The sequence below is a fragment of the Priestia endophytica DSM 13796 genome, from assembly GCF_900115845.1.
In the GTDB taxonomy this organism is placed as follows: Bacteria; Bacillota; Bacilli; order Bacillales; family Bacillaceae_H; genus Bacillus_I; species Bacillus_I endophytica.
Genome location: NZ_FOXX01000016.1, coordinates 63,360 through 79,863, shown reverse-complemented (window position 1 = coordinate 79,863; position 16,504 = coordinate 63,360). Strand labels below are relative to the sequence as shown.

General features: G+C 32.4%; 14 protein-coding genes and 2 pseudogenes. 10 read left to right on the top strand and 6 right to left on the bottom strand.

Annotated features, from left to right (window positions below; genetic code table 11):
• Both BM012_RS21845 and BM012_RS21840 read left to right on the top strand, forming a co-directional pair.
• Nucleotides 1-549 (top strand): recombinase family protein (locus BM012_RS21845; RefSeq protein WP_074842896.1); only part of this gene is annotated, 549 nt, incomplete at its 5' end.
• A gap of 152 nt (nt 550-701) precedes the next feature.
• A complete protein-coding gene (locus BM012_RS21840; RefSeq protein ID WP_061802997.1) occupies nt 702-1,595 on the top strand; it encodes a LysR substrate-binding domain-containing protein in 894 nt (297 codons plus the stop codon).
• 60 nt (nt 1,596-1,655) lie between these two features.
• Here BM012_RS21840 and BM012_RS21835 read toward each other — a convergent pair whose 3' ends face one another.
• Nucleotides 1,656-2,645 carry an aldo/keto reductase family protein gene (locus BM012_RS21835; RefSeq protein WP_061802998.1) on the bottom strand — a complete coding sequence of 330 codons (990 nt, stop codon included), beginning with the start codon at nt 2,643-2,645 and terminating at the stop codon, nt 1,656-1,658.
• Between the two features lie 834 nt (nt 2,646-3,479).
• Nucleotides 3,480-4,469, bottom strand: coding sequence for a LacI family DNA-binding transcriptional regulator (locus BM012_RS21830; RefSeq protein WP_061802999.1), 990 nt, complete (start codon nt 4,467-4,469; stop codon nt 3,480-3,482).
• A 103-nt stretch (nt 4,470-4,572) separates the two neighbouring features.
• On the opposite strand from BM012_RS21830, the pseudogene BM012_RS21825 reads away from it, so the two are divergent.
• The 5 genes and pseudogenes from BM012_RS21825 to BM012_RS21805 form a co-directional block, all read left to right on the top strand.
• Nucleotides 4,573-5,286, top strand: a pseudogene (locus BM012_RS21825) (aminotransferase class I/II-fold pyridoxal phosphate-dependent enzyme); the annotation flags it as partial.
• Between the two features lie 105 nt (nt 5,287-5,391).
• Entirely contained in the window at nt 5,392-6,237 is an 846-nt protein-coding gene (locus tag BM012_RS21820; RefSeq protein WP_061803001.1) for an HAD-IIB family hydrolase, read from the top strand.
• Between the two features lie 18 nt (nt 6,238-6,255).
• A pseudogene (locus tag BM012_RS25980) lies at nt 6,256-6,790 on the top strand (Gfo/Idh/MocA family oxidoreductase).
• Nucleotides 6,791-6,867: 77 nt separating this feature from the next.
• Entirely contained in the window at nt 6,868-8,076 is a 1,209-nt protein-coding gene (locus BM012_RS21810) for an MFS transporter (RefSeq protein ID WP_061803003.1), read from the top strand.
• 578 nt (nt 8,077-8,654) lie between these two features.
• Nucleotides 8,655-9,005, top strand: coding sequence for a hypothetical protein (locus BM012_RS21805; RefSeq protein WP_061803004.1), 351 nt, complete (start codon nt 8,655-8,657; stop codon nt 9,003-9,005).
• A 112-nt stretch (nt 9,006-9,117) separates the two neighbouring features.
• Here BM012_RS21805 and BM012_RS21800 read toward each other — a convergent pair whose 3' ends face one another.
• Nucleotides 9,118-9,990, bottom strand: coding sequence for an SAR2788 family putative toxin (locus tag BM012_RS21800; RefSeq protein WP_061803005.1), 873 nt, complete (start codon nt 9,988-9,990; stop codon nt 9,118-9,120).
• Nucleotide 9,991: 1 nt separating this feature from the next.
• Nucleotides 9,992-11,077, bottom strand: coding sequence for a S8 family peptidase (locus BM012_RS21795; RefSeq protein ID WP_061803006.1), 1,086 nt, complete (start codon nt 11,075-11,077; stop codon nt 9,992-9,994).
• A 109-nt stretch (nt 11,078-11,186) separates the two neighbouring features.
• Here BM012_RS21795 and BM012_RS21790 point away from each other — a divergent pair, with 109 nt between their 5' ends.
• The 3 genes from BM012_RS21790 (at nt 11,187) to BM012_RS21780 (ending at nt 13,398) form a co-directional block, all read left to right on the top strand.
• Nucleotides 11,187-11,615 (top strand): DUF4275 family protein, encoded by a 429-nt coding sequence (locus tag BM012_RS21790; protein WP_061803007.1) that lies wholly within the window; start codon nt 11,187-11,189, stop codon nt 11,613-11,615.
• A 363-nt stretch (nt 11,616-11,978) separates the two neighbouring features.
• A complete protein-coding gene (locus tag BM012_RS21785; protein WP_061803008.1) occupies nt 11,979-12,707 on the top strand; it encodes a Fic family protein in 729 nt (242 codons plus the stop codon).
• 187 nt (nt 12,708-12,894) lie between these two features.
• Nucleotides 12,895-13,398, top strand: a complete 504-nt coding sequence (locus tag BM012_RS21780) for a DinB family protein (protein WP_061803009.1) — start codon at nt 12,895-12,897, stop codon at nt 13,396-13,398.
• A gap of 275 nt (nt 13,399-13,673) precedes the next feature.
• Here the strand turns inward: BM012_RS21780 and BM012_RS21775 are convergent, their stop codons facing one another.
• Both BM012_RS21775 and BM012_RS21770 read right to left on the bottom strand, forming a co-directional pair.
• Nucleotides 13,674-15,944: an FtsX-like permease family protein gene (locus BM012_RS21775; RefSeq protein WP_235606115.1), complete on the bottom strand. Its 2,271-nt coding sequence runs from the start codon at nt 15,942-15,944 to the stop codon at nt 13,674-13,676.
• 136 nt (nt 15,945-16,080) lie between these two features.
• Nucleotides 16,081-16,467 (bottom strand): lactococcin 972 family bacteriocin, encoded by a 387-nt coding sequence (locus BM012_RS21770; protein ID WP_061803011.1) that lies wholly within the window; start codon nt 16,465-16,467, stop codon nt 16,081-16,083.
• Between the last annotated feature and the right edge of the window lie 37 nt (nt 16,468-16,504).

Genomic DNA, 16,504 nt, shown 5'->3' with positions numbered 1-16,504 from the left:
ATGGAGGAAGCTGGAATTTCTCCTCGGGATATTTTCATCGATAAGCAAAGTGGAAAAAACTTCAATCGAGAACAGTATCAACTGATGAAACGAATGATGCGTAAAGGGGATATTCTTTATATTCATTCTCTAGATCGCTTTGGTCGTAATAAGGAAGAAATTTTACAAGAATGGAATGCCATTACAAAAGAGATTGAGGCAGACATTGTGGTCTTGGATATGCCGTTGTTGGATACCACTCAATACAAGGATAGTTTGGGAACCTTTATTGCAGATTTAGTTTTGCAGATTCTTTCGTGGATGGCAGAAGAGGAACGAGATCGTATTCGGAAGCGTCAGCGTGAAGGCATTGATGCTGCAATCAAAGATGGTGTATCTTTTGGACGGCCTAAAGCTCAGGTTAGCCAAGAATTTATTGAAGCTTATAACCGGTGGAGAAATAAGGAGATTACAGCTGTACAAGCCATGAAAGAGGCTAATGTTAAAAAGACAACCTTTTATAAATTGGTGAAGGAATATGAGGGTACTTTTAATAAGGATCATATATAATAGGAAGAAACTCGTCAAAAAAGCCTTTGCTTTTGTTAGAATAGAATTCCGTTTTTTATGAATTCAATGTACACGTAAAAAAGTATCGTGGAATCAGAGGAAAGCAAAATTTCAGAGAATCTGATTGAAATTTTATAGAGAGGACTTAAAAAATGGACCTGAGACAAATACGTTATTTTATCATGGTTGCTGAAGAACTAAGTTTTAGTCGGGCAGCTGAACGTCTTAACATGGCACAGCCTCCATTAAGTCAAGAAATTCGTAAATTAGAAGAAGAGTTAGGCGTCACGCTTTTTCATAGAACTAAAAGACAGGTTGAACTTTCAGATTCGGGGAGAGTATTTTTAGAAGAAGCCCGTCGTACGCTTCTTCAAGTAGATAGAACGATTAAAGCAACACAACTTGCAGATGACGGAAGAATAGGTCATTTAACGATTGGTTTCGTTGATTCTACTGATATTGTTATTGATATCATTAAAAAGTTTCGGGAAGGTTTCCCTAAAATTCATCTTGACCTGCGTGAAATGACAACAGAACAGCAGGTAAAAGCACTATACAAGAAAGAAATTCACGTAGGGTTTATTCGTTCCAAACAACATAATGAGATACTAACCTCAGAAATTTGTTGTGATGAATCATTAAGCTTGGTTTTGCCTGAAAATCATCATTTAGCCTCGCTTTCCAAAGTTCCCATTCATTTATTAGCCAATGAACCATTTATTATGTTTCCACGTCATCTAGGTACAAAATTTTATGATTTAATTATCAGCTACTTTTGGGGTCATAATATAAGTTTAAACGTGGTTCAGGAAGCTATTCAAATGCATACAATTGTTAATTTAGTCGCAACAGGAATGGGGATTTCTGTGGTTCCATCCTCAGTAGAAAGCATAAAACGATCAGGAATTGTTTATAAAAAAATCCAAGAAACTACACCAAAAGTAAATTTATATATTTCATGGAGACAAGATGAAAAGTCAACCATCGTCGATCACTTTTTAACAGTTGCAAGAGAGGCTTATTTAAGTTCTCAGTCTAAATCATAAAAATCCAGCCAGGTTCGGCTGGATTAAAAAATAATTATCTAAAAGACAGACTTAAAAACTTTAACCTGTTTTACTCTGATCGTACTCAACCAAATCACCTAGAATTTCGTCAATCTGATTCATAACCTCCGTTTCAAGTTTCACCTCAGATGCTAAAGCATTTTCCCTCACCTGTTCTGGACTAGAAGCGCCGATAATTGCTGCAGAAACGTTCTGGTTTTGCAGTACCCATGCTATCGCAAGCTGAGCTAGAGTAAGATCAACCTCTTGTGCCACGGGTTTAAGCTTTTGGATCGCCTCTAAGATATTATTACTCATCCAGCGTTGCACAAGATTTTTAAAGAAAGGCTTTCCAGCAGGTGAGTTAGCACGTGAATCCATTGGAAGTGATTTACCCGGAAGATACTTTCCAGTAAGGATTCCCTGGGCCAAAGGTGACCATACTACCTGTCCAAGTCCTTCACGCTGGCAAGTTGGTATTACATCACGTTCAATTATTCTCCATAACATGGAGTATTGAGGTTGGCTGGCGATGAGAGGGACATTTAACTCTCGCGCAAGCGCTGCCCCTCGAGTGATTTGTTCTGCTGTCCACTCACTTACACCAATATAGTGCACTTTACCCTGTCTTACTAAATCTGCGAAAGCTAACATCGTTTCTTCCAGAGGTGTAGTTGGATCAAACCTGTGTGCATAGTAAATATCAATGTAATCTGTTTGTAAACGTCGCAAAGAGGCATTGCAGTTTTCCAAAATATGTTTACGTGATAATCCTCTATCGTTTTGCCCAGTACCGGTCGGATGACATACTTTCGTACATAGTTCGATGCTCTCCCGTCGAATCCCTTTTAAAGATTTGCCTAGTATTTCTTCAGCTTTAGTGTCTGAATAAACATCAGCAGTATCAAACGTCGTAATCCCAACATCAAGAGCAGCTTTCACACAATCATGAGCAGTCTCTTCATTTATCTTACCGCCATGATTAATCCAGTTTCCGTATGCAATTTTACTAATTGTTAATCCACTATGACCAAGTTTACTAAATTCCATAACAATATCCTCCTTTTGAAATGATACCTTCATTATAAAAAGAGGTCATTGATATGTATAATATATATATTTAGATAAACATATATTTATTTTATATATCTAAAATTTTTCACATTAATAAGGCCTGATTCTAGTTCAATGTACCTCTAAAGCCTAGTCATCAGCGTGGAAGAACAAAATTCGTTCAAATGAAAACATCTCTTTTCTTAGAACATTTCAACACAATCATATTTTGTTAAATTATCCAACTGTGGATTTAATAAATAGCAAATAATACAGAACCCGCCCTAGTATAACCCATAATTACTAATTGATCCTCATACACAAATTCGAATCCTTTCTTATATCAAAAATATTCCTTTATGATACATAGATTTTGAGATGAATTTTGATACATAAATATCAATGAATTGGTGAGAGAAGTGACTTATTCACATATCGTCTCAAAAACCATTGTTTTTGTTACTGTTGAAAATTTAAAATTTAGTTCTTCCGTTCTTGCTTCTGGTCTTAACACAATACCTTATCCCAACTTCAACATTGGGTTATCATCTCTTGGAGTTTTTTTACATAGATTCAGCTATACATAATAAAAACCTCCATGCTGATAAATTCATGGAGTAAGGAACATATGATCATTTTAGATTTATGTATCTTGGAAAGATTAAGAAAAGGACTAAACATAATTCATTTTTATCAATCAGCATTTTGTAAAATCATCACCTAAAGAAATACTCAAAAGTCTAAAAGAAGAAGGAAATCGCTTATATATATGGTGTCCCGTACTCCTCCTGCTTTTTTGTATAGAACATGTACTTATGTGTGAAAATTATATTATGTTGACTCTCGAACGATAAGATTAGTAGGTAGTCTAATAACTTCCCTCCTTAAACTAACATTTCCTAATAAGCAGTCAATTAATTTTAAAAATGCCTTTTGACCCAATTCAATTATTGGGATATCAATACTTGTTATAGTTGGAGTAACTACTTGGCAAATCAATTGATTGTCAAACCCTATAACAGCTAAGTCTTTGGGAACATTAAAACCTGATATAGTTGCTCTTTTTATAAGTCCGGCTGCAACTTGATCATTACCTGTAAAGATAGCAGTTGGACTATCTTTTAAGTTATTAATCTGTTCGAAGATATGGAAACCATCCTCAATATTAAATACACCGCCAAATATCCAATCTTTGTTATGAGGGAGATTATAATCATCTAAAGCTTTTAAGTATCCATCTTTTCTTTGGCATTGGGCTTCGCTGTAAGGTGTGTCGTAGCAAAAACCAATCTTATTATGCCCCATTTCAATTAAATGTACTATAGCTTTATAAGTTGCTTCAAACTCATTATATCCAATTATGGGTATATTAGCCGAATGGTGATACTCATTGCATAACAAGATAGGTCCATACTTTAGAAATGGTTCTATTTTACACCAATTGTTTTCTAAAGCTCCGAGAATAACCCCGTCTACTTCTTTATGCTTCAATAATTCTAGCAATTCCAGTTCTATAGTCTGGTTATAAAATGTTTGAAAAACAACTACTTTATATTTATTAGATAATGCTTGCAGGGAAACACCTTTTATTAATTGTGCAAAAAATGGATGGTCGATACTGGGAACCGATAATGCTATTGTCCGAGTTTCGTTTTTCCTGAATTGTCGAGCTATAGAATTAGGAGTGTAGTCAATTTCGTTGATAACTTTTAAAATCATTTCTCTTTTTTCTTTAGACACATAGGGGTGATTATTCAAAACGCGAGATACAGTGGTTTTTGATACATTACATAACCTAGCTATTTCATCAATTGTAGTCATATATTACCTTCCTTTAAAAAATTATTGACATGTTATCGATTTCAGAAATTAGGATGAAATTGCGATCGATTTTCCACATAATAAATTAGCGGAGGTACTGCTTGTGAAAAAAAAGATTACGATTTTGGGTAAAAGTAAAGAAAACATGTTACTGTTAAATCATTTTAAAGGTAACGTACATGAACTTGTTATAGAAGACAGTATTGTTAATGAGCAGTGGAAACAATTATAAAAAGAACAATAAAGTAAATGAAGTACCTTTTATGCCAGTCAATAGGCTAATAACAAATAATGAAGTAGAAGATATTCTAAAATCCTTAGCTAAAGTTTTGCCTACTGGAAAATTCACCAGCGGTTCATATCTGGAGAAATTTGAAGATGCTTTATCTATATATTTACAGAAAAGGTACGTAATTTCAACTAGTAACGGGACTGATACACTTATGATAAGCTTATTGGCTTTGGGTCTAGAGCGGGGGGATGAAGTTATTATGCCTGCCAATAGCTTTTCTGTAACAGAAAATGCAGTTTTAGCTTGGGGTGGTATTCCTGTATATGTAGATATTAATCCAAACACATTTTGCATAGATCAAAACAAGATTGAAGAAGTGATAACCACTAAAACAAAATTTATTTTGCCAGTTCATTTATATGGAAAGCATTCAGAAATGAAGGAATATGTGATATAGCCAACTAATACAACCTGAAAGTAATCGAAGATGCATGTCAAGGAATTAGACTGACAGACTTAGGCAAGTATGCTGACATAACTGCATTAAGCTTTAATCCATATAAAATTTTTGGTATGTGTGGAAAATTTAATTGATTAACACAGAAATGGCCCATAGCCAGGTATTACATTTACCTTTGTATCCATCATTTACTTTAGAAGAACAAGACAGAGTTATGGAGGGATTGTTTAGTGTTATTAAACAAGAAGTTGGAGTATAAAACTCTTTCACATGTTGAACAACCAAAATATATTATATTTTGTGATTTTGATGAAACTTACTTTCCTCATAAGATTGATAATCAGAAGCAACAGGATATTTATGAGCTAGAAGATTATTTAGAACAAAAAAGTAAAAGCGGGGACATACTAATCGGCTGGGTTACTGGGAGTAGTATAGAATCTATACTCGATAAGATGAAAAGAGGTAGATTTAGATTTTTCCCTCATTTTATAGCAAGTGATCTTGGGACAGAAATAACTTATTTTTCAGAACATAACTTTGGTGAGCAAGATACTAACTGGAATAACCGTATAAATCAAGATTTTAACAAAGAGAAGATTGAAAGAATGGTTAAACATCTACAAGAGAATAATAATATTCCTTTAAACCCACAAACTCAATTAGGTATTTCTCGTTATAAGCATAATTATTATTACCAAGAGCAAGATGAAATAAATGACAAAAATAACCTGTTAACAATTGAATCAATTTGTAAGGAACATGGGGTTTCTGTAAATATAAATCGTTGTAACCCTCTAGCTGGTGATCCCGAGGATAGCTATGACGTAGATTTTATACCAATAGGTACTGGAAAAGATGAAATTGTGAGATTTATGTTGGAAAAATACAATATAAGTCCTGAAAATGCTATTGCATTTGGAGATAGCGGTAATGATATTAGAATGTTACAAGCAGTGGAGAATGGATATTTACTTAAAAATGCAACGCAAGAAGCTAAAAATGCTTTCCCCAATGTATCAGAAGATGAATACTCTAAAGGGATCAAAATTACTTTAAATAAAATTATCGGATAAAGAGAGAGGGATAATAAAATGAAAAAAGTAGGAATTATCGGTACAGGTGGTATTGCTAAAGCTCATGCTACTGCTTTATCAACTATAAAAAATGTAGAATTGGTAGGGGTATATGACATAAATCAGTAGAATGCAGAAAACTTCGTTAAGGAATACGGTGGAATAACATTTAATAACGTTGACAAATTAATTGATGCATCGGAGGGTTAAAAGTTCTGTATCGGAAGATTGTGGTTTTAGCATTGAAGTTGTTGGACATAAAAAAGAATTCAAATATCATACACGAAACCCACATGTTTATAGCTTAATTAATGGTTTAAATGTAGGGGAATATCAAGTACCACAAAGTTTACTCAACGATCCACCAAATGAATTTTATGGTTGGGCTGACTCTTTTAGAAGTGGATTAATTAATTAATTGGAGTGAATCATCAAAGAAGAATGGATTGAAGTTCCAACTTTTATTGATAGCTACAGATCTCAGGAAGTATTAGAGATGTTCTTTGAGAAGGATAGCAATTATCAAGATATATCTGTAATGCTTGTTAATTAATTGAAAGTAATGAATAAGGTAAGTTATTAAAAAAGCAGGAAATTATCTTCCTGCTTTTTAAAATGGGAGTGTAATTAATGCGAAGAGGAACATATTTATTTGGATTTGTCTTCTTTTTCTTAGTAGGAGTAATTCATATTTCAACAGGTAGTTTAACACCATTTCTCATGGAATTTTTCGATAAAACAACTGATGATATTTCTATCATTATTTTTTTGCAATTTACAGGATTCCTTACGGGTGTAGTAATATCTCCACTAATTGTTAAAAAATACAGTCACCACAAAACACTTACTTTAGCTTTGACAATCATGATTTTAGCTATTGGAACCTTTTTCTTTACAAAAGATTGGAAGTACATCGTGTTTATGGCATTTTTATTAGGCTATGGTGCAGGAACATTAGAAACTACAGTCGGTTTTTTTGTAATTGCTAATTTTAAAAGTAATGTAGAAAAGATGAGTAAGTTAGAAGTACTTTTTGGAATGGGAGCATTATCCTTCCCAATATTAATTAATTTGTTCATCAGTACTGAAAACTGGTACTTTTCCTATTACTATCTATTCTATTTTCTGTTTATTATATTAATAGGGTGGTTAATTTTCATAAGTAAATTTCGAAAAGATTCCAATCTAAATGAGGGGAAAATGAATTCACCTGAGGTAGGAGCAGTTCAATTTTTTATTGGGGATAAGAAGAAATCAAAGCAGTTGTTATTATTTATTTTCTTTGCTTTCCTTTACGCTGGAATTGAAACTAATTTCGCCAATTTTTTACCATCAATTATGATTAACCAAAATCAAGAACAAGTTAGTTTAATAAGTGTGTCCTTTTTTTGGGTAGGTATAATAATCGGGCGTATAGTAATCGGATTATTGAGTAGAAAATTAAATTTCTCAAGATATTTATTATTTAGCTGTAGTTTTCTAATTGTATTTTTGGTTGTATTTTCTTATATGCATCATCCAATACTACAATTGATTTGCATCTTTTTAATTGGGTTGAGTATATCGGGTATATTTCCAATTGCATTAACCTTAGCATCAATTGTTATTCAGAGATATATTGATGAAGTAACTAGTTTATTTATTGCATCCGCAAGCTTTGGGGGTGCATTAATCTCTTTCTTAATTGGATGGAGTTTAAATCAAAATACACTACTTTTAACTATGGGTATATTTACAGCAATGGCAGTAATCTTGGTTGGGATATCGATGAAAATTAAAAATACAAAGATAGAACATATTTCAATCGATAGTCAAACAGCATCATTAAAAACTCAGTAAGAAATCAAAAATTACATTGTTATATTTTTGTTGCATTTTAGAGAAAATATAAGTAAAACAAGTAAATTAATGTTTGTTGATGTATAATACTTGAATGATTATTTATAAAATGACAGGCATTTATCCAGTAAGGATTAATGCCCTTTTTAGCTTTCATTTTGACTGATAAACTCATTTGTGAAAGGTAACGGTGGCTTTCTTTAAATCATTGCAGGGAATTTTCTTATAATAAATGTGGCATATTCCTGTCATAAGTTAAGTGAAAAATAGATTAGAGAAATTTGTGAAGGAATACACTTAAACATTAGGCGGCGTTAGTAAAATAAGACATTCCAATATAAAAAGCATGTTTTGATATCAAAACATGTTTTTTATATTATATTTTTAGTGCAAATTATCTCCTAAACATATGAAAAATAACTCCTAAAGTAATAGAAAAAACCGACTGTTCTTCATAATATCCCAAAAACCATGTTTTTTGGGATACCATTAAACCTAAAACCCTAGACAATAAAAATATTCCTTTTTTCTTAGGAAAGCATTATAATAGGAAAATCTGAAAGAAAAGGAAATAAGTTATGGTAGAAATATTTTGGTACATTTATTTAGGTTTATTAGGGACTGCAGCAATCGGATTTTTAATTAAGGGAGAGAAAACTCTCTTTTATATGTTAGATTTCATTATCTCTATCTTCACTTGGCTTGGACTTTTTGGATATGTAACGCATACAACCATGTTTACACCAGTTATATGGAAGATTGTATTTGTTGGAGGTCTCCTTTGGGATATTGTATTTAGCCTTATTAAAGGGGTAAAGAGTGAAGAGTTTGAAGAAATGCCTATATCCATTCGGATTATTTTTATGTTAGGAACTACTCTTATCTTGCTTGGTCCATTATATTACGGGCTGTTTAAATATGCCTTTTAGGAAGAGGTAATATATACGTACTAAAGTCCAAGAAATTAAATAAAGTAGAAGGCTAATTTAATTAATAAATAGCCTTCTACTTATGCTTTATTAGGTACTGTCTCCTTTCTGCTTAATAGAAAGAATGACCACCAACTCTTTTATTTGATTTATCTCTAGCATGGTAATGCGAGAAGTAATTACTTCCCGTTCCATGTTTCTCAGCTTTGGTAGGGCTGTATTTACCTGCACTGTTAGCTACACTCCATGCATACCCACTACTTCTTGACCAAGTATCTCCACCTGCTCGTAAATTCTTTGCAGCTGTAGAAAGAGTAACGCTATTTCCAATATATAATTTCCCTTTTACTAGTTTTGCTAGATAATACTTTGGATCTTTACGTTTTAGTTTACTTGTTACCTTAGTAGCTGCATAATATGTTGCACCAGCTATAACTACAGCAGCAGAAGCAGCGATAAGATGTGCTGCTAGGGACTCACCAATTACCACTCCTATAGGAACTAAAAATGCAAAAGAAGCCTGCAATTCTCCATTGTTAACCGATATTGTCTCATTTGTTTCAGTGTCAGTAAAGTCTGCTACAAAGACATCGTCATATGCTTCTTTAACATCTACTTCATATGTTTTCTCTTTTTCCCCATCAACTACAGTAGAGATAGTAAGTTGACTTAAATCCTTATCTACTTCAGCAACAACAGAGTCTACTTCTTCACCTTCCCCTAAATCAGAGTAACTTTCTTCTGATTCCTCTTCTGTCACAGCTGTCTCATCATAATCCTCTGAATCTACTTCCATAGAAACGATTAAACTTTTATCTGTATCTTCTAAAATCTCAATATCTTCATTAGCTAACATACTTTCATTTACATCTGGAGTTATGGTATCTATACTTTCTTCTGCGGAAGTATTCTTTGCTGGAACTAATCCAATACCCATTGTTAAAATAATTAATAGAGAAACAACTTTTGCTATACCTTTTTTCATCTTAATTCTCCTTTTGGTTGAATTGAACAAACCCATTTCCATATAATTCTCTTTCTTCAGAAGGGACAACTTTATTTACCTTTTGATTTAGTATATTTTTTACTTCCTCTGTTAGATTGGTATCAGGAGATCTCCTATCTAATAAACCCCCTTCTTGAATAATTAAAGAAATTGCTCCTGTTATATACGGAGCAGCGAAGGAGGTCCCATCTACTGTAGAGTAAGCTCCATACTTACTGGTTGTAAGAATATTTCTCCCTGGAGCTGAATAGTCTATTTTACCCTTTGACGAGAAACGTGATCTTACTAAGTTTTTATCTACTGCCGTTACAGAGAGGGTCTCCTTATAACGTGCAGGATAGTCAACCTCCCACCCGTAATTATTTCCTGCGGCTGCTACAATAACAATGTTTTTCTCATAGGCTTCATGAATTATGGTGCGAAGCTTCGGATTATCAGTTTTGAATCCAAAGCTTATATTAATAACGTTAACATCGTTATCAATACACCATTTAATAGCTTTGACGAGATTGTCAATACTCCCTTTTCCTTTGCTATCTAATACTTTGACTGAATAGATATTTGAATCAGGAGCAACCCCAACTACTCCAAATTTATTATTTTGGGCAGCAATAATTCCAGCAACAGAGGTTCCGTGTCCGAAATCATCTTTAGTTTTCTTATTTGGATTAATAGCATTGTATTCCTTTTTCACTATGCCCCTTAAATCCGGATGGTTCTTATCAACACCACTATCAATGATAGCAATGTTAACAGGCCGTTTACTAAGACTTGTCTCTGTATACGTGCTTTTATCTAATAAAATCTTATGTAGCCCCCAGGGGACAACCTGTTTTTCTGTTAATGTATTGAATTCTTGGTTAGGCTCTTCTTTATAAGAAGAATTATTTGGGATATTCTCTTCACTCCTATCCTTAACGGAGCTACTTTTATTTAAATAAAAGAATAAAGATATACAAATGATAGATATAGCCATCAAAATAATAGAAATGTAAACAAATAATTTCCTTTCCTTAATAAAATAGTCCTCCCTAACTTCATATTCCAAAAATACAATAATAAACATATTATACATATTTCAACATTAATTGCATATATTTTTTTGGGATTTAGTGCATTAATTGGATTTTTTGTTAAAATAGAGCTTTATTGATGTGTTATATGGAGGGATAATATTGGAATTTAAAAATAAATTAGAGGAAAAAGGTTTAATTTTTAATGAGTTAGAGGGGAAAGCAGGGGACTTTAAGAAAAAATGGGAAGAGGTATTTTTAAATAATATTAGTAAATCACAGAAAAAGAAGATCAAAATTGATTCTTTTCTATGGCATATTTTTAGTTATGAAAAGTTACCTTGTTTAAAAGGGGAAGAAGCTATCGAAGCTTTTGATAAACAAACTAAGAAAGAATGCTATATTTTTGAACAACATGAGGATAATGCTTTTAAAGTTATGAATACTCATAAACTAAAAGCAAAAGATATTACAACAGAATTAGGTGAATACCTATCTGATATATATATTGTAAGCTCTTGCTTTACGTGGACTTACATAGTAACACACGAAAAAGAATGTGGCCCCTATTTTTACAAAAAAGAGGATTAAACTTATTAGTTAAATAAGGCCTTCAAAGGAAGGCTTTATTTATCTATCCCATCACAAATAATACATTTTTAGTTAACATAATGATTGTTATTAACAGTAAAAAGCAAACTAGTGGATAGACAATAGGTTTATTTATTTTATGTAGAAACCCTTTTATAACTTCATTATGTACTAACAAGACTATGTGAGACTCTTTTTTCCTTATCTCCTATTAGTGTGGATCTAGAATAAAGCTGTACTGTTTTGAAATAAAGATGGATAAAACAGTTTGCTAATCATTAAAATAGTGTAAGCTGTTTTTACTTAATAGTTAGTGTAAAATTGAGATAAGGAATATAGAACGACGCATAGAGGTGAAATTAGATGTTTGAACAAATAAATATGAAAAAGGGCAAGCTAGATACCTTACGTCCATTGCCGAAATATACATTAAAGAGTTTGCGTGAAAAGCTATTGCTTGAATGGACATATAATACCAACGCTATTGAAGGTAACACCTTAACAATAAATGAAACAAAGGTCGTGTTAGAAGGAATTACTGTTGGCGGTAAAACGATGCGAGAGCATTTGGAAGTCATCAATCATCGAGATGCAATTGCATACGTTGAAGAAATTGTGCAAAAAGGAGAGCCATTAACAGAATGGCAAATAAAAAATCTCCATCGACTAGTTTTAAAAGGAATTGATGATGAGTACGCAGGTGTATATCGTGATCAACAAGTGTTTATTGCTGGCGCAAAACATACACCACCAGCGCCTTATTTAATTAAAGAACAAATGGAACAGCTAATTAAGTGGTATGAGAGTGAGGCACAAACGTTACATCCAGTGGAGCGAGGAGCTATGCTACATGCAATATTCGTTGGAATTCATCCGTTCATTGATGGTAATGGGCGTACATCTCGCCTTCTTTTAAATTTAGAATTGATGAAAGCTGGTTTTCCTGCAGTTGTTATTAAAGTAGAAAACCGATTAGCTTATTATGAAGCATTAGATAAATCTCATACAACAAAAAATTATCATGATTTCATTCAGTTAATTGTAAAAGAAGTAGAAGATTCATTAAATCTTTATTTAAGTGCTCTTTCTTAAGATCATTAAGAGCTTCAGGAAAAAAGCACCACTAAAAAGTGGTCTTTTTTCTTCTTATAACTGTATAACTCTATACATACTTAGTTCACATAATGAATTTTATAGGCAGTAATGGGTGTAATAATATTTCCAATTAGTGTATAGTAAAGAATAATTTTTCATTATATATCTAAGAGGTGGGATTGTTATGGAAAAACTAGAATATGAATGGGTAAAACAAGCACGACAGATTTTATTAAATCAGTGTAAAGAATTGAATGAAGATGACTTTACTAAGGAATTTGAATTTGGTTTTCAGAGTATTAGAGATTCTTTAGTTCATGTGGCAGGTTGCTATCATGCTTGGCTAGGTTCTTTTATACTTTCGGAAACATCATCACCACTATTTACAAAAGAAGTAATTAATAATATGCAGGTAGACGATATTCAACGTTATTTTCAACAGGCTGATAGACATGTAGAGAAAGTATTTGAACAATTTACAGACAAATTTGATGAAGTTATTGAAAAAGAGCCTTCTTGGAAAGCAAATAGTGGTTTTATCAAAAAAACACCTCGCCAATTGCTCATCCATTCAATTACTCATGAATCACATCATAAAGGACAAATTATAGCTATGCTACGTCTACTCGGCCATATACCTAAAAGTACAGACATAGTGGGATTACCTGCAAAAGAACTTGCCAAATAATAAATAAAGAAAACTTTCTTAATAGAGCACATTGTTAAAGCAACAGATGTGCTCTTCTTCATGTATACCATATACCAAATTAGTTTACATAATCTTCAGGGAAGTTGCGAAAGTGCAGATCCTTGTCCCCGAATGATTCTACGCCTTCCTTTTTTCTTCTTTATGCGGGAGTTTTATACATCCTTGACCTGACAAGCTTTATCCACTTCTCCAACACAAAAAACGCGCATTAAAACCAGCCGGTTTATGCACGCTTTTTATGACTTAATAAGAAACTAATAATCTTCGCTTCCCTTAATTATTTTTATTTTATTGTATCTTTCCATGATACTTAAAGCAATTATGGTAGCTAAAAATTCAACACAAAGTAGCCCCAGTACAATAACAATAAATTGAAAATCAAATATTCCCTCAATTAATGCTTTTTCCATCGGATCAGGTTGATCTTGACTTAGAATAAAGCTAATTAAAACATAGGTACCAAAAGTAAGCATAATCCAAATTAAAATGGGTTGATATGTCTTAATAAAACCGACTCCAAATAGTCTTTTTATTACTAGTCTCTTTTGATGCTTATGAAATAAAATAATTAAGTTTTGAACAATGAGAAAGATAAAAATGCCCATCATTCCTATCATTGTCAGGACAGTAGCTCTAATGTCCTTGTGTAAGTTTTCAAGTTCTTCAGATACGTATTGTTTAAATGAAACTATATTAATTATACTGTCTAGCTTATGTTGTCTAAGAAACGGCTTTATCTTGTCATAAGTAAGTATTGGATTTTGATTAATTAATTTTACCTTTAATGGGTCATTTAATCCGAATCCTTTAATACCACTTCTATATGTGAACAAATGATTTTTATCTGTTTTAATGTGAATGATTGGATCAATAATATTATTTTCCTCTTGTGGAAAAACATCAGGATTTAAAGTAAATATATGTTGATTTGACTTAGTCCAAATTATTTTCATTTTTTGACCAGTATCTTCTCTAAGGAAGAAACCTCTTGTTTCTTTATCTTCATCAAAGTATGAACGAATTTCTTTTTCACGCTTTTTATATTGTTCAGGGACTAATACCGTCCAATCCTCACTTGATTCCGATATTTGAATAGGTTTTCCTTGAGAATCATATATTGGATATTCTTTCAAATAATTAGGGTTTAAAGTAATCGATAGAATACCACTGAAACCTTCATTTAATTGTAAAGAGGACTGCTCATAATCCCTTGCATCGACATATAAAGCTCCTAATTCATTAAAGATTGGATATACTTTGTAAAGAGCTTGATCTATTTTGGACATTTCTTCTTCAAATTCTCGATTATTATAGGCTGTTGTATATCCCGCATAAGCTTTTGCAATTCCATAATTCTGTGCATCATTCCAATTACTAACCTGTTTTTCTTGCATGTGAAACTGTCGTTCTTTCTCACGTAAGTCGGTATACGAAGTATAAGTTTGTAAAAAGAGCTGGATTAAAATAACCGCACAGATAACTTTAAGAAGCATATTAAGGACAAAGATAGGGTTTGTCTTTTTCTTATTTTTAATTGCCTCATATACTTTAATACTTGCTATATATACGTAACAAACTATCGATAAAACCATGAAAATGATATAACTTGTTACTAATTGAAAAGAGATATTATATATAAAGGACATAGGCATTTTTAATGCTAAAGACCATATAAGCACACCAATAACTATTATTATAGTAGTTACTGTAACCATTTTACCTGCAATTAACCACCATAAACGAAAATTGGATACTCCATGCAATTTTAGGATTCCAATACGTCTTACAGAATTAAAAATGTAGTAAATTAATAAAAGTAATGTAACTAAGAGTAAAATAGATTGTTCAAGTTGTTTGCCTGAATCAGTAGTTAGTGTAAAGAAGCCTTCTTGTGGTTCTACAAATGCTTTGGAAGGTTGTAGATCTTTTGGACTATAAGAAAAATTATCTGTTTTATCTTTTTGACTTAAGAATGAATTAATCTCTTTGGAAAATTCATTTAAAAATATTTGAAATTCTTTATCACTAGTTGCCTCTACGAAGTATCGTCCTGAAACCGGAATATGCTTATAAGAAGATTTTAATGAATGAATAGATATTATTTGTTTCTGATCAAAATAATGGATTTTCCCAATTTGTTTTCTATTAGTTGTTTTAACCGATGACAAGAACAATTGACTATCTTGAGTTTCATTCATTTTGAGCCTACGGCCGTTATCCAATTCTATATAATCATAAAAATCTGTTTTATCTGTCAACAAAATATACTTAATAATCTCTATTTGCTCATCATTCCTATAATGGCGCGCTCCTCTAAAAATATTAACGCCGGATTTCTTTGCAGACTTTAACAAGAGTGGATATATATTGTCGGAGTTAGACAATAATTTATTATCAGGAATGACAAATGGATGCGTAAACCCTCGTTCAAACGTAGCCAGGTTCTCTATTTTCTCATTTTTTGTTTGTTCATAGGCAATGTAAATTGAATATAAAAAACTAGCAATTATAGCAACCAAAACCACTTTTCTCAAAATTATAAACTCCTTCATGGTAACTTTTAGGTCGTAAGTAGAGAATAAATTGGAAAAAAGAAATCATAGTGAATTACTATAATCCACTATGATTCTCTAAATTTAAAATATTAAGAAAACTAAGACTCTACTTTAGGGAACAACTTGTGTTCCAGTTAACGTACGCTGTTGCGTTTGTCTTCTTTGTCATTTTAGCATAGGATGACTTGTCTTTTCCAACACAATCACGCACAGGGGTACTAGCACCAAGTGCAGCAGAAGATCCATGAACTTTAGTTTTGTGCCAATATTTGGAGGAAGCTGATTTATATTTATTTAAAAAACCATGTGTCCAAACATTATGTTCCCAAGTACCTCCACCTACTTTTCCACCACCAAATGGTGTTACTGTACTATTCGAAATTGCCAAACCTCCACTAGTTGCCTCCTCTGCTGATGATACTGTAGTAAACGATACTGCTACACCTATGCTTAAAACAACAGCAGTAATACCTCTCATAACCTTTTTCTTCATACTAAATACCTCCCATTTTTAGAATTAGTTACAAATT

Bases quoted from the DNA above. Each gene is read 5' to 3' on its own strand.
- BM012_RS21840 (WP_061802997.1), top strand. From the start codon at position 702: ATGGACCTGAGACAAATACGTTATTTTATCATGGTTGCTGAAGAACTA.
- BM012_RS21835 (WP_061802998.1), bottom strand. From the start codon at position 2,645: ATGGAATTTAGTAAACTTGGTCATAGTGGATTAACAATTAGTAAAATT.
- BM012_RS21830 (WP_061802999.1), bottom strand. From the start codon at position 4,469: ATGACTACAATTGATGAAATAGCTAGGTTATGTAATGTATCAAAAACC.
- BM012_RS21810 (WP_061803003.1), top strand. From the start codon at position 6,868: ATGCGAAGAGGAACATATTTATTTGGATTTGTCTTCTTTTTCTTAGTA.
- BM012_RS21805 (WP_061803004.1), top strand. From the start codon at position 8,655: ATGGTAGAAATATTTTGGTACATTTATTTAGGTTTATTAGGGACTGCA.
- BM012_RS21800 (WP_061803005.1), bottom strand. From the start codon at position 9,990: ATGAAAAAAGGTATAGCAAAAGTTGTTTCTCTATTAATTATTTTAACA.
- BM012_RS21795 (WP_061803006.1), bottom strand. From the start codon at position 11,077: ATGTTTATTATTGTATTTTTGGAATATGAAGTTAGGGAGGACTATTTT.
- BM012_RS21785 (WP_061803008.1), top strand. From the start codon at position 11,979: ATGTTTGAACAAATAAATATGAAAAAGGGCAAGCTAGATACCTTACGT.
- BM012_RS21780 (WP_061803009.1), top strand. From the start codon at position 12,895: ATGGAAAAACTAGAATATGAATGGGTAAAACAAGCACGACAGATTTTA.
- BM012_RS21770 (WP_061803011.1), bottom strand. From the start codon at position 16,467: ATGAAGAAAAAGGTTATGAGAGGTATTACTGCTGTTGTTTTAAGCATA.